The 15,532-nt window shown below is 59.3% G+C and carries 17 protein-coding genes; 7 read left to right on the top strand and 10 right to left on the bottom strand.

Going from position 1 to position 15,532, the window contains the following annotated elements; genetic code table 11:
- Window positions 1–20 precede the first annotated feature (20 nt).
- The 8 genes from ACLQ8T_RS14985 to ACLQ8T_RS15020 form a co-directional block, all read right to left on the bottom strand.
- Window positions 21–1,079, bottom strand: coding sequence for an FUSC family protein (locus tag ACLQ8T_RS14985; protein ID WP_413455130.1), 1,059 nt, complete (start codon window positions 1,077–1,079; stop codon window positions 21–23).
- Between the two features lie 121 nt (window positions 1,080–1,200).
- Window positions 1,201–2,112 carry a LysR family transcriptional regulator gene (locus ACLQ8T_RS14990; protein WP_413455131.1) on the bottom strand — a complete coding sequence of 304 codons (912 nt, stop codon included), beginning with the start codon at window positions 2,110–2,112 and terminating at the stop codon, window positions 1,201–1,203.
- 112 nt (window positions 2,113–2,224) lie between these two features.
- Complete coding sequence (locus ACLQ8T_RS14995) at window positions 2,225–4,309, bottom strand: ABC transporter ATP-binding protein (RefSeq protein WP_413455132.1); 2,085 nt, start codon at window positions 4,307–4,309, stop codon at window positions 2,225–2,227.
- Window positions 4,310–6,043, bottom strand: a complete 1,734-nt coding sequence (locus ACLQ8T_RS15000; RefSeq protein ID WP_413455133.1) for an ABC transporter ATP-binding protein — start codon at window positions 6,041–6,043, stop codon at window positions 4,310–4,312.
- 373 nt (window positions 6,044–6,416) lie between these two features.
- Window positions 6,417–6,752 carry a 4a-hydroxytetrahydrobiopterin dehydratase gene (locus ACLQ8T_RS15005; RefSeq protein WP_204723134.1) on the bottom strand — a complete coding sequence of 112 codons (336 nt, stop codon included), beginning with the start codon at window positions 6,750–6,752 and terminating at the stop codon, window positions 6,417–6,419.
- Window positions 6,753–6,790: 38 nt separating this feature from the next.
- Window positions 6,791–7,066, bottom strand: coding sequence for a hypothetical protein (locus ACLQ8T_RS15010; protein ID WP_204723135.1), 276 nt, complete (start codon window positions 7,064–7,066; stop codon window positions 6,791–6,793).
- Between the two features lie 56 nt (window positions 7,067–7,122).
- Window positions 7,123–7,284: a hypothetical protein gene (locus tag ACLQ8T_RS15015; RefSeq protein WP_204723136.1), complete on the bottom strand. Its 162-nt coding sequence runs from the start codon at window positions 7,282–7,284 to the stop codon at window positions 7,123–7,125.
- Window positions 7,285–7,317: 33 nt separating this feature from the next.
- On the bottom strand, window positions 7,318–7,584 hold the full coding sequence (locus tag ACLQ8T_RS15020; RefSeq protein WP_204723137.1) for a Rho termination factor N-terminal domain-containing protein: 267 nt from the start codon (window positions 7,582–7,584) through the stop codon (window positions 7,318–7,320).
- Window positions 7,585–7,845: 261 nt separating this feature from the next.
- Between ACLQ8T_RS15020 and ACLQ8T_RS15025 the strand changes: the two genes are divergently transcribed.
- The 6 genes from ACLQ8T_RS15025 (at window position 7,846) to ACLQ8T_RS15050 (ending at window position 11,696) form a co-directional block, all read left to right on the top strand.
- Entirely contained in the window at window positions 7,846–8,787 is a 942-nt protein-coding gene (locus ACLQ8T_RS15025) for an SDR family oxidoreductase (protein WP_413456419.1), read from the top strand.
- A gap of 316 nt (window positions 8,788–9,103) precedes the next feature.
- Window positions 9,104–9,373, top strand: coding sequence for a hypothetical protein (locus tag ACLQ8T_RS15030; protein WP_413455134.1), 270 nt, complete (start codon window positions 9,104–9,106; stop codon window positions 9,371–9,373).
- Between the two features lie 11 nt (window positions 9,374–9,384).
- Window positions 9,385–9,759, top strand: coding sequence for a hypothetical protein (locus ACLQ8T_RS15035; protein ID WP_413455135.1), 375 nt, complete (start codon window positions 9,385–9,387; stop codon window positions 9,757–9,759).
- A 110-nt stretch (window positions 9,760–9,869) separates the two neighbouring features.
- On the top strand, window positions 9,870–10,349 hold the full coding sequence (locus ACLQ8T_RS15040) for an SdpA family antimicrobial peptide system protein (RefSeq protein WP_413456420.1): 480 nt from the start codon (window positions 9,870–9,872) through the stop codon (window positions 10,347–10,349).
- Window positions 10,343–11,332 (top strand): sporulation-delaying protein SdpB family protein, encoded by a 990-nt coding sequence (locus tag ACLQ8T_RS15045; protein WP_204723140.1) that lies wholly within the window; start codon window positions 10,343–10,345, stop codon window positions 11,330–11,332. Before ACLQ8T_RS15040 ends, ACLQ8T_RS15045 begins: the two co-directional genes overlap by 7 nt.
- A 10-nt stretch (window positions 11,333–11,342) precedes the next feature.
- Window positions 11,343–11,696, top strand: coding sequence for an SdpI family protein (locus ACLQ8T_RS15050; RefSeq protein ID WP_204723141.1), 354 nt, complete (start codon window positions 11,343–11,345; stop codon window positions 11,694–11,696).
- Between the two features lie 221 nt (window positions 11,697–11,917).
- Here the strand turns inward: ACLQ8T_RS15050 and ACLQ8T_RS15055 are convergent, their stop codons facing one another.
- Window positions 11,918–13,018: a hypothetical protein gene (locus tag ACLQ8T_RS15055; protein ID WP_413455136.1), complete on the bottom strand. Its 1,101-nt coding sequence runs from the start codon at window positions 13,016–13,018 to the stop codon at window positions 11,918–11,920.
- Between the two features lie 303 nt (window positions 13,019–13,321).
- Here ACLQ8T_RS15055 and bcp point away from each other — a divergent pair, with 303 nt between their 5' ends.
- Window positions 13,322–13,798: a thioredoxin-dependent thiol peroxidase gene (gene bcp, locus ACLQ8T_RS15060; protein ID WP_204723143.1), complete on the top strand. Its 477-nt coding sequence runs from the start codon at window positions 13,322–13,324 to the stop codon at window positions 13,796–13,798.
- Between the two features lie 82 nt (window positions 13,799–13,880).
- On the opposite strand, the gene ACLQ8T_RS15065 is transcribed toward bcp, so the two are convergent.
- Entirely contained in the window at window positions 13,881–15,257 is a 1,377-nt protein-coding gene (locus ACLQ8T_RS15065) for an NAD-dependent succinate-semialdehyde dehydrogenase (RefSeq protein WP_413455137.1), read from the bottom strand.
- Between the last annotated feature and the right edge of the window lie 275 nt (window positions 15,258–15,532).

Here is a 15,532-nt window from a genome sequence, read left to right on the forward strand (position 1 = left end):
GGGCCGAACCCGGTGCTTCGTCAGCGGGGTTTGCGATCGAAGAGCTGCGCACCGACGATGCCAGCGAGCACACCTAACATGTTGCCCCCGGCGCGTTCCCACAAAACCTCCGCGTTGACGCTCGGGTCGGCGAGCTCAAGCATCAGCATGATCAGCGGAGTGAAAAAGCTCAGTGCCAGCCCGTAGTTTCGGGTCATGTAGCCCTCGGTGGGGAACATCAGCACGATGATCACCAGCCCCAGGGCCAGCTGAGGCAGCTGCAGATGGTAGATGCCCAGCAGCACCCCCAGTCCAGCGACGGTGCCGGCCACACGGTGCAGTCCCCTGCTCAGGCGGCCACGGGCGTTGCCCGCCGCCAGCGGCACCACCGAACCGGCCATGACCCATTGCAGGTGTTCCAGGTGCAGCCCGATGGCCAGGGTGCCTGCCAGCATCACCACGCTGGCGTAGCAGGCGGCGCGGCGCAGCGCTTCCGGCCAGCCGATCGGATCAAGCCCGGGAAAACCGCTGGTCGCAGAGCCAAACCTGGCGGCCTGACCCAGGATGATGCAGAAAAGCGCGGTGACCACGAACGCCGCCAGGCCCGCCACGGATGGCGATTGCCCTACCGGGAGGCTGGCCAGCGCCCCAAAGGCGAACAGCGGGAAGAACGAGCCGCCGGGCTTGAGCCCGTAGCGGTCCGTGGCCAGCGAACTGGTGCAGGCCCAGAAAATGCCTCCGGCGAGCAGCGCCCATCCGTCAAGTCCCCACGGCGCGATGACGATGCCGGATATGCCGGCGCACAGCATCATGGTTCCGGCCAGGGCCTGGTCCTTGAGACGCTGCACCCGGTGCGGGCTGCGGCCGTACATTCCGACCACCGAACCGAAGACCGCGTAGACCATGAGGTCCACCTGCCCCAAAAACAGCAGTGCGGCGCCGGGGATCGCCAATCCGAAGCCGACGCGCAGTGCAGGGCGGATCTCGGGGCTGTGGGACAGCACAAGACCCCGCCACACCGCGGAGTCCAACGCCGGGGCCAGGATTCCCGATTTCGGGATGCTGGCCTGCTCGGCCGCCACGCTCCGGAAATTCGCCATGATCGCTCCTTGCGGGTCGTCCAGCTTCCTGCAAAAAGGAGCGGTTCTGCCACTTCAGAGTTGCATCAACACTTTGATCATGTCCAAGCATTATTTCTGATGTTTCAATCGGACTAACTTATCAAGCCAAGTCAAGATCCTTTGTTACGGATGGATACAGGTCGCCCGTCACAGAGAGCAATGCGCGTAACATGAGCGGCAGCGGCTGGTGCCCGGCCATCACCAAGCTGATTTGGCTGGTGATGCGGGGAACGGCAAGGGGCGTCTGGACAAGGCCCGGCAGCTCGCCCAGGGGTTCGAGCCACTGCTTCGGGACCGCGCTCGCCCAGCGGCCGGTGGCCACCTGTGCCAGCAGCGTGATCATCGAATCGCACTCGATGCGCGGCTCGGCGCTGCGCCCGTGGGAAGCCAGCACCTCGTCCAGCAGCTGGCGGCCGCGCATGGAGGAATCCAGCAGGCACAACGGCAGCGAGAGCACCTCGTCCACGGCGGTTGGCTGCCCCTCGCCAGCGAACATCCCTGCCTTGGTGAGAAGCACGTGCTCCTCACGGTACAAGGGCAGCGCGAGCAGTCCACTCAACTGCGCAGGATCCGCGTAGACCAGCCCCGCATCGAGTTCGTAGCCGCGGACCTGGGCAATGATGCCGGTGGAGCGCAGGCTGCCCTGGACGTGGACCCTGGCCTTCGGGTTGGCACGAGCGAAGGCATCGGCCAGCTGCGCGACCGTGGAGGACGCGGCGGGCACCACACCCAGGCGCAACGTGCCGGTCAGCCCGGATTGCAGCGCCGCCACTTCCTGGATCAGCGCACCGCGGTCCGCCAGCAGCCGCTGGGCCCAGCGCAGCGCCGTTTCGCCTTCCGCGGTCAGCCCCTGGAACGCGTGCCCGCGGCGCACCAGCGGCACCCCGAGCCCGGCTTCAAGCTTCCTGATGGATTCGGACAGCGCCGGCTGGGAAATGCGGCACTCCTGGGCGGCCCGCGCGAAATGCTGTTCCCGGGCCAGCGCCACGAAGTACTCCAATTGCCTAAACATCACCCGTCCATTGCATCACGCGCGCCACGGGTCGCGCGTCCGGGGCATGCAAAAAGCCGCGGCCGGAATGAAGCAAAGTCCATCCCGGCCGCGGCCCTGATACCGCTGGTTCCTAGGAATCCAGCTTCGGATCCGATGCAGGAACCGCAGCGTCGGACAGCGGCATTCCGCCGGTAGCAGGCACCGCAGCCGTATCCGGGTTCGCATCCACGTCCTCGGCCGGGCCGGCAAACTGGGACTGGTACAACCGGTAGTAGGCGCCCTTCGTTCCCAGCAGGTACTCGTGGTTGCCCTGCTCCACAATCCGTCCAGCCTCCATCACCAGGATGGTGTCGGCATCGCGGATGGTGGACAGACGGTGGGCAATCACGAAGCTGGTGCGGTCGCTGCGTAGCGCGGCCATGGCCTGCTGCACCAGCAGCTCGGTACGGGTATCGACCGAGCTGGTCGCTTCGTCCAGGATCAGCAGCGACGGGTTCGCCACGAACGCGCGGGCGATGGTGATCAGCTGCTTCTCGCCGGCCGACACGTTGGTGCCTTCCTCGTCGATGATGGTGTCGTAGCCATCGGGCAGGGCGCGCACGAAGCGGTCCACGAAGGTCGCCTTGGCCGCCTCGATGACTTCCTCATCGGTGGCATCCAGCCGGCCGTAGCGGATGTTCTCCATGATGCTTCCGCCGAACAGCCACGCATCCTGCAGCACCATGCCCACCTTCGAGCGCAGGTCGGCGCGCGAGAGCTCGGTGATGTCGCGGTTATCGAGCATGATCTTGCCCGAGTTCAGCTCGTAGAAGCGCATCACCAGGTTCACCAGCGTGGTCTTGCCGGCGCCGGTCGGCCCGACAATGGCCACCGTGTGGCCAGGATCCGCATCGAAGGACAGGTTCTCGATCAGCGGCTTGTCTTCGCTGTAGGAGAAGGACACGTTCTCGAAGGAGACATGGCCATCGGTACGGGCAGGCAGCGTGTCCTGCGCGCGGTCCGGCTCCTGTTCTTCGGCATCCAGCAGCTCGAAGGTGCGCTCGGCCGAGGCCACGCCGGACTGCAGCATGTTGGCCACGCCGGCAATCTGGCCCAGCGGCTGGGTGAACTCGCGCGAGTACTGGATGAACGCGGTGGCATCGCCCAGGCTCATGGTGCCCGAGGCCACGCGCAAGCCGCCCACCACGGCGATGCCCACATAGGCCAGGTAGGAAACGAAGTTCATCACCGGCATGATCATGCCCGAGACGAACTGGGCGCCGAAGCTGGCTTTGTACAGCTCCTCGTTGCGTGCGGTGAAGCGCTCTACCATGTCCTCTTCACGGCCGAAGACCTTCATCAGCTCGTGGCCGGAGAATGATTCCTCGATCTGGCCGTTGAGCGCACCGGTGTTCTTCCACTGCGCGGTGAACAGCTTCTGCGCCCGGGTGCCGATGACGCCCGCGGCGACTGCCGAGAGCGGCAGGGCCACCAGCGCGATCAGCGCCATCTGCCAGGAGACCACGAACATCATGATCACGATGCCCAGCACCGTCATGATCGAGGAGACCAGCTGGCTCAGCGCTTGCTGCAGCGCGTTCTGGATGTTGTCCACGTCGTTGGTCACGCGCGAGAGCAGGTCGCCGCGCTGGCGCGTGTCGAAGTAGTTCAGCGGCAGCTTGTTGATCTTGTCCTCGACGTCCTTGCGCAGGTTGTAGACCACGCGCATGACCAGCTTGTTCAGCAGCCAGCCCGAGGCCCACGAGAAGAGCGAGGCGATGAAGTACATGGACAGCACAATCAGGATGTACTGCGAGAGCTGGGTGAAGTCGATGCCCTGACCGGGGACGAAGTCCACCTTCGAGAGCATGTCGGCCTGGGTGTCCTGCCCGGAGTCGCGCAGCTGCGCAATGACCAGTTCCGCGGGTGTGCCCTCGGGGATGTTCTTGCCGATCAGCCCGGCAAAGATCACGTCCATGGCCTTGCCCAGGATCCGCGGGGCGATCACCGAGAGCACCACGTATACGGTGATCAGGGCGAAGACCAGCACCATGCCCAGCTTGTATGGGGACATCAGCCCGATCAGCCGCTTGGCCGATGGCCAGAAGTGCTGGGCCTTGCGCACCGGGGCGCCGCCGGACCAGTCGTCGGCTCCCGCCGCGGCTTCGAATTCGTTGACGTCTGCGAGCTCGCTTTCGAGCTGCGCCGAATCGATATTCTTCTGCTTCTTCGCCACTTAGGCCACCTCCTCCACGCTCAGCTGGGATGCAACGATTTCCTGATAGGTTTCCGAGGTTTCGAGCAGCTGCTCGTGGGTTCCCCGGGCGACGATTTCTCCATGGTCCAGGACCAGGATCTGGTCTGCACCGGTAATCGTCGAGACGCGCTGGGCCACGATGATCACCGCGGCATCCTTGGTCGGTTCGGCCAGGGCGGCACGCAGCTTGGCATCGGTGTTCACATCCAGCGCCGAGAAGGAATCATCGAAGAGATAGGTGTTCGGCTTGGCGGCCAAGGCCCGTGCGATGCACAGGCGCTGGCGCTGTCCGCCGGAGACGTTGGTGCCGCCCTGGGAGATCTTGGAATCCAGCTGGCCCTCGCGCTCTGCCACGAACCCTTCGGCCTGGGCGACCCGCAACGCTTCCCACAGCTCGTCCTCGGTGGCCTCCTGGGCGCCGAAGCGCAGGTTGCTGGCGATGGTTCCGGAGAACAGGTACGGACGCTGCGGGACCGCGGAGATGTTCCGCGAAATGGTGTCACGGCCCAGCTCCCTCAAGGGCACCCCGCCGATGAGGATCTCCCCTTCGGTGGCGTCGTAGAGACGCGGAATCAGGTTCAGCAAGGTCGTCTTGCCAGCACCGGTGGACCCGATGATGGCAGTGGTCTGCCCGGGCTTCGCGGTGAAGGAGATGTCCGAGAGCACCGGAGCCTCGGCTCCCGGGTATCCGAAGGTGACGTTCTTGAATTCCACGGTGCCCGGGGTGGGCAGCTCGATCTGCCTTTCGGCGGCGTCGAGCATGCTCGGCTCGCTGTCCAGCACCTCAGCAATGCGGTCGGCCGAAACCATGGCGCGCGGGACCATCATGGCCATGAAGGTGCCCATCATGACTGCCATGAGGATCTGCAGCAGGTACTGCAGGAACGCGGTCAGCGCACCGACCTCCACGTCGCCGTTGTCCACGCGGTGACCACCGAACCAGAGCACGGCGGCGGTGGACAGGTGCAGGATCATGGTGATCGCCGGGAACATCAGCACGAACAGGTTGCCGACCTTCACGCCCAGGTCGGTCAGCTTCTGGTTAGCGTCGGCATAGCGTTCGGTTTCATGCTCTTCGCGCACGAAGGCGCGCACCACGCGGATGCCGGTGATCTGCTCGCGCAGCACGCCGTTGATCCCGTCGATGCGGGTCTGCATGTCGCGGAACAACGGCATCAGCTTGATGACCAGCAGGCCGACGACAATGAGCACCAGCGGCACGGATACCCAGACGAGCCAGGACAGCCCCGGGTCTTCGCGGATCGCCATGATCACGCCGCCGATGGACATGATCGGCGCGGTGATCATGAAGTTCAGCGCCATCAGGGTGAGCATCTGGATCTGCTGCACGTCATTGGTGCCGCGGGTGATCAAGGTGGCGGCACCGAACTTGTTGACGTCCTGGGCGGAGAAGGTGGAGACCTTCTCGAAGACCGCCTGGCGGACATCGCGTCCGACGCTCATGGAGGTCTTGGCACCGAAGTAGACGGCGGCGACGGCGGTGGCCACCTGGATCAGGGCCACCACCAGCATCAGTCCGCCGGTGCGCCAGATGTAGTCGATATCGGCATTGACCACGCCGACATCGATGATCTTGGCGTTCAGGCTGGGAAGGTAGAGCGTAGCCATGGTGGTGGCCAGCTGCAATATGACTACTGCAACGATCCACCCGGCATAGGGTTTGGAGTGTTTCAAGATGAGCTTGAGAAGCATGTGGAAAATCCTCGCTGGCATCACGCTCTCCGGCACCAGGCCACTTCGGATTAAGGGCGCGGTGATTGAAGAGCAAATGTCAGTCTAGTTTGATCCACCGACAAGTTGAATCATCCTTGCGATTGATTTTCGCCAATCGTTGATTAACTTCTGATAAACCCCGCGATTCCGGGAGACATCCGGGCACTGATGGTGCAGATCATAGGATCTGCCAGCTCGCTGCTCGTTTGAGTGCCTGCCGCGTTCTCCGGTTTACCGATCCTGCTCGCGGCGGATTCTGGTTCAGCTCCGTAAAGCTACAACCGCCGGCAATCTTGCACCTCGACGCTCACTGAAAGCTGACGTTCTGTTAACCGTCAGCCTCCCTCACGACTTAAACAGCTTTGATGAGATCTGTTCGGGCGGTCGCTCCTCGCTCTTTGGCAAAATCGGAGATCTTGGTTGCCAAGGCAATATCCCTGGTGGTGACTGCTCCGCCCACGTCATGGGAAGTTGTGGTCACGAATAGACGGTTGTATCGCCAGTCAACATCAGGGTGGTGGTTGTCGAGTTCCGCCGCCCGGGCGATGTCATTGAACAGCTCGATAGCAGCTGCTGCAGTCTGGGTTTCAAATACCACCGCAATGGCTCCGGGCATGCGTCGCCACTCGGGAAGCTCTTGGAGGTATTCATTAACTTGTTGGGTGTCGAGAATGTCCGTACCGCTCATGGTTCACCTCTTTTCCAGCTCCCTGGCCGAGCCGGCTTCTAGTAGTTGTCCCGTTCCGGGTCGGTCAGCTCAGGGTCTGCCCCAGTGACCGGCTCACCCTGGTTTGATGAGGAAGGCTGCTCTTCGCCTTCCATGGAGTCAGTGAATTCTTCACCTGCGGTCTGCTCGCCTTCGAGGTCTTGCCCTTCTTGAGGCAGATGCTCATCGTCGGGTTCTCCCATTGGCCAAGTTTTTTCAACCAGATTCTGGTCCGGATCCTTCAACTTGTCCGTGGCCTGCCCAAAAAGTTCTTTGACCTTGTCCATGATTCCCATGGCTGTTCTCCATTCCTAGTAAGGCGTGAAGACAGCTTTGTTTTGTCTTCATCGTGCTAACCGGCGTCGAACCGGCCATCGTCGTTTGCAGATGTTTCTGCTTGATCAGGATCGTTATTGATTTCGCCCCGACGGACTACTCGTTCATCCCCCGGCTCGGTGGATTCATCAAATTCAGCGGTGCGTGCTGGCTCTTCTGGAGTCTTTCGGTCATTCATTCCGGCCTCCTGATTTTCGCTCTGATTCGAGGATCACGAGTTGCGCAGGGCTTTGATCAGTTCTTTCTTGACCATCTTCGAGCGACCGTCAATGCCTATTTCCGCGGCGCGTTTGCGAAGTTCAGCGACCGTCCAGTCTTCATAGTCGCCGGCCTCGCCTCCGCGTTGGCCGACTGCGGAGCGGCCGTCGCGGGCTGCCGCGTTGGCGATGCGGGCCGACTTTTGCTTGGAGTTCCCATCCTTGCGCAGTTCTTCGTAGAGTTCTTCGTCCTTGATGGGGCTTTGGGGTTTTCCTGCCAATTCGTCTCTCCGTTCTTTGCTTGCTGTTGCAAGACCTCGGTTGGGTGCAGGACCTTGTGCGCCCCACGCTAACGAACTCGACGGCCAGATAAAAGGGGGTGCAGACGGTTTTGCGCTCGGACACAGATTCCTCGATACCACGAAGATTCTGCCGGGGCGTGAATCTGTACTCGAACAGGGCATGCTCTGGCCGTTGCCTCCACGATCAATACAGAAGCTGTCAGTTCGATCGCATTGTGCGAAGACTAGGCCTTGATCGAAATGGCCGGGCTAGATACCCCGCACCATCCACCAGCTGCAGGAGGAATTCTCATACAAGATCCCACACCAGATACTCAGCGGGCGGGCATAGAACGCATCAGTCCACCAAAACAGCGCCAGCCGGAACCTGGGCTGGATAGCCAGATGGAGCCCAAGGCCGATCACGGCGAGCGCAGTTATCAGGGCCACGGGCGACTCAAGGGCAAGCGGGCTCTGATCACCGGTGGCGACTCGGGAATTGGCGCTGCGGTGGCCATTGCTTTTGCCCGTGAAGGTGCTGACGTTGCGTTGGCTTATCTTCCGGCGGAAAAATCCCATGCCCGGACCGTGGCTGAAGTACTCAAGGACGCTGGAGTGGAGGTTAAGCATCTGCCCGGAGATCTGCGCGAGAGGAGCTATCGGGATTCATTGGTAGATGATGCCGCCATCGCTTTGGGCGGATTAGATATCTTGGTAAATAACGCCGGCAAGCAGATCAGCGATGACTCCCTCCAAGACTTGACCGATGAACAGGTCGAAGCGACCTTCGACGTGAATATCTTTGCGATGTTTGCACTGTCCCGTGCCGCACTGAAGGTCATCGGCAAAGGTGACTCCATTATCAATACCACTTCCATCCAGGCTTTTGACCCGTCGGATCATTTGATGGACTACGCCGCCACCAAGGGTGCCATCAGCAATTTCACCAAGTCCTTGGCCTCGCAGGCAGCTAAACAAGGCGTTCGAGTCAATGCAGTGGCGCCGGGCCCTATTTGGACTCCGTTGCAGCCTTCGGATGGCCAGCCCATCGAAGCCCTGCCGGAATTCGGACACGACACCTGGTTAGGCAGGGCTGGACAGCCTGTGGAAGTTTCACCGGCCTATGTTTTCCTCGCCAGTGACGAGGCATCGTATGTTGTGGGATCCACCGTGCATGTTAACGGTGGCAAGAACCAGCCGTAGCCTGTCCGGGGGCTTCGCAACTTATGCGGAGTCCTCGGTTGGCCCGTCCAGTGAAAAGTTCATATTCCTGCGCTCGTATTCCCTTTGGCTGAAAGTAACTTGCTGCACGAGCGCCACGTGGTCGAAGTTGGAACCGACGGCATTACCCTCATACTTAAGTATGATTGCAAATTTTAATAAATCTATTTACGCTCGTAACCAGAGGGATTGAGCTATCAGTTAGTTTATTTGATCACTACTAATTGATTGTTCATGCCCATCATTGCTCACACTTGCTGGTCTCCTTGAGAACACAATAAGGAATATGGATCCAAACTTGAAGAACAAGAAGCTCATTTCGCTACTGGTTACGTCCGCACTTCTGGTCGCTCCAACAAGCGCATTTGCCGGACAGACATCGACCCCAAAATCAATCCCTTCCGCCACCAGCCAACTGGATATCGTCGGCTCATATTCAGTAGAAGATACTCTCAAACTGCTTCTAGCTGGCACGGGACCCGTAGCTGAAAAAACCCCGAACTGGTTAGACTCCTTGGGTTCGCAGATGATCGCCCCGCAACAGATGAAGCAGCTCTCGAAGAACTGATCACTGATTATGTGAAATTTGCGCCAAAGACCACAGCTTCAGTACAAAATCGCCTCGCATCCGGACAGCCAAGAGAAGTTGAAAAAGCCCTGTCCGATTTGACATCTTCGTTTCAAGATTATCTGAAGAGCAAGAGCGCCGCCTCATCAAATAGTTCAGGTATTCCCGTGGCCAACGCTGCTGGTTGTGGTGCCTTTAAAGTATGCGTAGGCGTCACTGTGCTTGCTGTTGCGAATGGCGTGGTATATGCAAATGTTGCGGCAGCCACATTCGCGGTGGCAACCTTGGCTGTGGCTTGGGTCTACCTAATGGATGACCCTACTCAGAGCACTGCCTTTGAACGAGACGAGTTCATCGCAAAAATGACTCGTGCGCTGAATAACTAGTCGTCGCTATGCAGGAAACTCAGACAGGCGCATCACCGAATCGTGGCCCGGCATGGGGAGGCTTACTGTCATTGGCTGTTTTTGTTCTGATCCTACTGATATCAATCATCATGTCGTTGCCGAGTAACGTACTTGTTTCTCGTGATGGTTCCCCACTGAGGCAGACTAGCACCGAATTACTCCCACAGGGATGGGCCTTTTTTACCAAGCCCCCAAGCGAAAGCGAAATTGTTCCTTTTTCCGTGGGAGCTAATTCAGGGCCGGTATCAGCGTTAGCTCCGCCTCAGGCGGAACTCAAAAACCTCCTCGGGCTATCGCGCGCGCAACGTGCACAGGGGCCTGAATTGGCTGGCTACGTTAACGAGATTACCCGGTGGGTAGACTGCGATTCGAACGAACCCCAGATTTGCGCCGAAGATACCCTGGATAAAGGAATGACCCCTCAAGAGTTCGATGCAATAACTCCTGCTCCCACATTATGCGGGAAAGTCGTTGCCCTCGAGACCGAGCCAATTCGGTGGTCATTTAGAGAATTTTCCTCGTCGACACGCACTGCGAAGCGGGCGGCAATCATGGAGGTGTCATGCTGACGGTGACACTTCAACGAATCCATAACGCGACCCAAAATTATTTAGGTGCGGATCGCTGGGTCGGGACAGGAAGATCACTAATCGCCATCGCACAGCTAACGGTTCTTTGCTTTACGCCAACTCGTTTTCTTTTTGTGCCAATTGCTGGCGAAACTCCAAAACCACAGTGTGATGGATGGAAGAGCCTTACTGCATACTGCCTCGGCAATGAGGAATCACGTCCGTGGATCACGGTATTACTTATTGCCATACTCTTATTAGTTATCGTAGGAATTTTTCCCGCACTAACGGCCGTGCCACATTATTGGGCAACGATTTCCATCTCAACAGGAATCTCACTTCCTGACGGTGGCGAGGCCGCAGCACAAGTGATCACCCTGTTCTTGGTTTTCCTGCTAATCGGTGATCGCAGGAGAAGCCACTGGGACAGTGCGTCGTTGAGAACCGCCCCGCAGGGTCCAATGTTGGGATTCACGTGGGCCGCTCATTGGGTAATTCGGCTACAGATGGCATGGATATATATTAATGCCGCGATTCCCAAACTTTCCGTACAGGAATGGAAAGACGGAACTGCGATCTACTACGTAACTCGTGGAGAATTTTTCGGAGCACCAACTCATCTCCAGAACGCGGTTCATTGGGTAACATCCGTGCCCTGGCTCGAACTTTCTCTGACGTGGGGAACAATCGCTACTGAACTAGCGATCGCCTACTTCCTGCTTTTTGGGAAAAATCGCTTTCGGTTGGTGTCTTTAGGCCTCTGTGTAGCCTTGCACGTCGGAATTATTATCGTCATCGGTCTTTGGTCCTTCGCTCTAGTGATGATTGGCGGAGTTGTCGCAGCAATGGCAGGAACTCCTGCGAAAATGCCAACTATTGCGATACGTACCCGTGTATCGGAGGTACCTGAAGCACCAACTACAACCATCCCGGATGAAGATGCTCATCGCGTACGTGACGAGCGATTAACAACCTCTATCTAAAGGAAGAACCATGGAAGATCTGGCATTTGGAGCTCTCGTCGTAAGTATCCTGTTCGTAATCATCTGCGCGCTGTTGGCATATATGAGTCGAACAGACTCGCTTTCCGCTAATCGCGTCTTCGGGCTGAAAACCAAGCACACTCTCGCTTCCGACGATGCTTGGAAAGCTGGGCACAGGGCGGCCAACCCCATCTTATGGGGCACGGTAGCGGTCGCAGCCGCAAGCGCCATCACTACCGGACTGTTGATGGCACTCGGAAACGCTCACGTGGCCGGAGTGGCCGGTTGGGTAGGCGTCCTGATCAACGTCGGCCTTCTCGTTTATGCGACTTCGGTGGCGAACAAGGCTGCACGCGCCGCATGATTCTGTATTGAAACGCTTGCGAACAATGGAAGCTATGTATGGTCAGACGCTCCTTCACCCCAATATGCGTTATTGCAGCAGGGAACGTCCATCTAATTTAGCCTATGCAACTTCCTGTGTCGCCACTGCACCCAATTCACGGACTGCCTAGATCCTGGATTATTCGTGACTTAACATTCCGATTTTGACCAACCAATTAACACCATCGAGGGCTCCGCAACTTATGCGGAGCCCTCAACTGGCCCGTCCAGTGAAAAGTCCATATTCCTGCGTTCACATTCCCTTTGGCTGAAGGTCGCTCGCTGCACGCGCGCCACGTCGTCGAAGCTTGAACCGACAGCGCCGCCCATCAATCCCAACGATGAGGCAAGCCAGGCGAGGTTGAAATACTCTGCCATGCCAACTTGGTGTTCCAGCTCGGAAGCCAAATACTCCTGGTCAATGACCACCACTGAACCGAGCCATAGAGCCAGGAACAGCAGGATGTACATGGTGCCTGCGGCTATGCCGACGGTGAGCAAGGTGGCTGCGTTATAGACCACCAGCTTTTCTCGCCGGCGACTGCCCTGCGGGCTCTCCCATAACCGATTGTGCAGCAGTAGCCACATGGTCAGAACAACGATGCTGAAGACCGTGATCACCGCCAGACGCGGTGTCGACAGGTAATCAGCCATGGACCAGATGCTGGTGTAGAACACGCCAAAGGCACCGGTGGCTACGGCGCCAGCCATGGCTGAGGATAGCCTCGGCATCAGTCTCCACGGCCTGTTGCTTCTGACCATGCCTCCGATGAGCAAGATCCGCCCGCGCAGCCCCTCAATACTGGTGGCCCGATCTTGGGACTGGTCTCCGTCGGGAAGACTGCCTTGGATGCTGATGGTCTTGGCTAGTTGAGAGCCGGTGCGCAGTGGTTCCTGACCGGTCGTCAGCTCTTGCACGAGTTCGACGAGGTGTTGTGCGAGGACTCCGATTCTGCAAAAGCCCATCGTCGGCACGCTCAACACCGCAGAAGCATCCTGCGGACTGATCACCGAACGCACGGGGCGTTCCTGTACATAGTGCGGTACATCGGTGAGATAGATGATGAAGTCCCAACCGTGCCTTTCCCTCAGTTCCGGTACTTTGTCGTTCAGCGCCACGCGTCCGCTGTCCCCGAGCGGCAGGGTATAGGTGTCGCTGTAAACCTGCCATTCGTAGTCGGATTCATGACCGTGGTTAAGCTTGATTTCCAATCGCTTGGAGACGCGGTTTGATAAGGCTCGGGCGATGCCCGGATCAGCGATCAGGCCGACGGTTCGCTGGGATTTCGTCGGCTGATTCATTTGGTCCTGATTTCTTCTTCAGGGTCCTGCTGGCCAGCAGCACTTTCATTGCCAAATCTGCGCAAGGGGTCAGCCGAAGGTATCCGTAACAGTGCGTGGAAAATTGGTTCGCTCGAACAAGCTTTCATCGGCACAGTCCAACATCTTTTACGATGGCTTTCATTGCCTATCATGCATTGGCAGGTGGCGTTAAGGATCCCGGCGTGCAACGCACAGTAAGACTTATTCCAGGCTTCCCTCTAGCCTCCGACTACGAGTGGTCATATAATGAAAACCAAATACCACAATACGAAAGTTGGAATCATGTCAGAACTGTCCTCCCCTTTGTCTGTCGGCCAGCAAGCGCCAGACTTTTCCCTACGCAACGCTGAGGGTCAGACCATAGCTCTGTCCGACTATGCCGGCCAGAACGTCATCGTGTACTTCTACCCCAAGGCTGCCACCCCGGGCTGTACCACCGAAGCCTGCGATTTCCGCGACAACCTCAACTCGCTGCGCAGCTCCGGCTACGCGGTGCTGGGAATTTCCCCGGATGAGCCGGAAGAGATTGCCAAGTTCGCCAGCGACGAGGCACTGAACTTCCCACTGCTTTCGGACCCGGGCAGCGAAGTAGCCAAGGCCTACGGCTCCTATGGTGAGAAGACCTTCGGGGAAAAGACCTTCGTGGGCACCCTGCGCTCCACCGCGGTTATTGGCCAAGACGGCACCATCAGCCAGATCGAATACGGCGTTGATGCCCAGGGGCATGTCAGCCGCCTGCGCGATTCGCTGGGCATCTAGCACCAGCAAAAGTGCCGTGAACTGCAACGGTCCTGCCTCCCGAGTTTTTCGGGAGGCAGGACCGTTGCAGTTTTTCGGCGGCTTAGCGGCCGGCGATCTTCACCAGCTTGTGGTTGATGAATTCGTCCATGCCGTACTTGCCCAGCTCGCGGCCGATGCCCGAGCGCTTCACTCCCCCGAAAGGCAGCTCAGGGTAGGTAGCGGATGGCTCATTGATGGCCACCATGCCGCTTTGCAGCTGCAGTGACACGCGCTGCGCGCGTTCCATGTCCTGCGTGTGGATGGAAGCTCCCAGCCCGTAGTCGGTGCTGTTGGCCAGGGCCACGGCTTCCTCTTCGCCGTCCACCTTGTAGAGCACGGCGACAGGGCCGAAGAGTTCTTCGGAGAACGCACGCATCTCGGGAGTCACCCCGGCCAGCACGGTCGGTTCGTAGAATGCGCCATCGCCCTGGATCGGCTTGCCACCGGCCAGCACCTGGGCACCCTTGTCGATGGCATCCTGCACCTGGGCGGCCAGTCCGTCCCGGGCTGCGGCCGAAGACAGCGGGCCGAGGAAGTTCTCTGGCTGGGACGGGTCGCCCACGGCGATCCCGGAGACCTGCTCCACCAGCGCTTTGGAGAAGTCATCGTAGACCGAGGAGTCGACGATGAAGCGCTTGGCGGCATTGCAGGCCTGCCCGGTGTTGCCGAAGCGTGCACGCATGCCCAGCTTGGCGGTGCGCGCCACGTCTGCGTCCTCGAACACCATGAATGGATCCGAGCCGCCGAGTTCCAGCACGACCTTCTTCAGGTTGCGTCCGGCAATTTCCGCCACGGCAGCGCCGGCACGCTCCGAACCGGTCAGCGAGACGCCCTGCACCCGGCGGTCCGCGATCATGTCCGCGACCTGCTCATTGGTGGCAAAGATGTTCACGTACGCGCCCTGGGGCGCACCGGCTTCGCGGAAGATCTCTTCCATGGCAAGCGCCGACTCCGGGCACTGCGGAGCGTGCTTGAGCAGGATGGTGTTGCCGTTCATCAGGTTGGGTCCGGCAAAGCGGGCCACCTGGTAGTACGGGAAGTTCCACGGCATGATGCCCAGCAGCGCGCCCACTGCTTCCTTGCGCACCAGCGCCGTGCCGCCGGAGGCGATTTCCAGCTCCTCGTCCTCCAGGTACTTCGGGCCGTTCTTGGCGTAGTAGCGGTAGATTGCCGCCACGATGCCGATTTCGCCCAGCGCCTGCTTGATGGGCTTGCCCATTTCGCGGGTGATGATCGCGGCCAGTTCCTCGGCTCGTGCCTCATAGATGTCGGCCACGCGCTCAAGCAGGGCGACGCGCTCCTCCAGCGCGGAGACCGACCACTGGGTGTAGGCGTTATGCGCCTTGGCAATGGCTTCCTGGATCTGCTCCTCGGTGGCGGTCGGGTAGGTTGCCTCGACGACGCCGGTGGCAGGGTTGGTTACCGCATACATGCTCATGCCGCTCCTTGGATTTCGCATCGATTAGTGTCCACAGCCCAGTCTGCCAGCAATGCCTGGGCGTTTGGCAAGCAGATGCCGCCTAATGACCAGTATTCATTGCAGCCGTGATTCAGCTGTACTCAGCCGAGTCCGTGTCGGGCACTGCCGTCACCCTCGCACAGGCAAGCCCAAGGTTTCTGCCACTGACTTGACGAGGGAAAACATGATTCAGTGCCCGAAATTTCCGACGCACGACACAGGTTGAAACCGTGCATGGATCTAATTAGCTAAGC

Origin of the sequence: Glutamicibacter sp. FR1 (assembly GCF_047300825.1) — a bacterium.
In the GTDB taxonomy this organism is placed as follows: Bacteria; Actinomycetota; Actinomycetes; order Actinomycetales; family Micrococcaceae; genus Glutamicibacter; species Glutamicibacter nicotianae.

Bases quoted from the DNA above. Each gene is read 5' to 3' on its own strand.
- ACLQ8T_RS15010 (WP_204723135.1), bottom strand. From the start codon at position 7,066: ATGGGAATCATGGACAAGGTCAAAGAACTTTTTGGGCAGGCCACGGAC.
- ACLQ8T_RS15050 (WP_204723141.1), top strand. From the start codon at position 11,343: ATGGAAGATCTGGCATTTGGAGCTCTCGTCGTAAGTATCCTGTTCGTA.
- ACLQ8T_RS14985 (WP_413455130.1), bottom strand. From the start codon at position 1,079: ATGGCGAATTTCCGGAGCGTGGCGGCCGAGCAGGCCAGCATCCCGAAA.
- ACLQ8T_RS15065 (WP_413455137.1), bottom strand. From the start codon at position 15,257: ATGAGCATGTATGCGGTAACCAACCCTGCCACCGGCGTCGTCGAGGCA.
- ACLQ8T_RS15005 (WP_204723134.1), bottom strand. From the start codon at position 6,752: ATGAGCGGTACGGACATTCTCGACACCCAACAAGTTAATGAATACCTC.
- ACLQ8T_RS15040 (WP_413456420.1), top strand. From the start codon at position 9,870: ATGTCGTTGCCGAGTAACGTACTTGTTTCTCGTGATGGTTCCCCACTG.
- ACLQ8T_RS15025 (WP_413456419.1), top strand. From the start codon at position 7,846: ATGGCCGGGCTAGATACCCCGCACCATCCACCAGCTGCAGGAGGAATT.
- ACLQ8T_RS14990 (WP_413455131.1), bottom strand. From the start codon at position 2,112: ATGTTTAGGCAATTGGAGTACTTCGTGGCGCTGGCCCGGGAACAGCAT.
- ACLQ8T_RS15055 (WP_413455136.1), bottom strand. From the start codon at position 13,018: ATGAATCAGCCGACGAAATCCCAGCGAACCGTCGGCCTGATCGCTGAT.
- ACLQ8T_RS15045 (WP_204723140.1), top strand. From the start codon at position 10,343: ATGCTGACGGTGACACTTCAACGAATCCATAACGCGACCCAAAATTAT.
- ACLQ8T_RS15015 (WP_204723136.1), bottom strand. From the start codon at position 7,284: ATGAATGACCGAAAGACTCCAGAAGAGCCAGCACGCACCGCTGAATTT.
- bcp (WP_204723143.1), top strand. From the start codon at position 13,322: ATGTCAGAACTGTCCTCCCCTTTGTCTGTCGGCCAGCAAGCGCCAGAC.
- ACLQ8T_RS15000 (WP_413455133.1), bottom strand. From the start codon at position 6,043: ATGCTTCTCAAGCTCATCTTGAAACACTCCAAACCCTATGCCGGGTGG.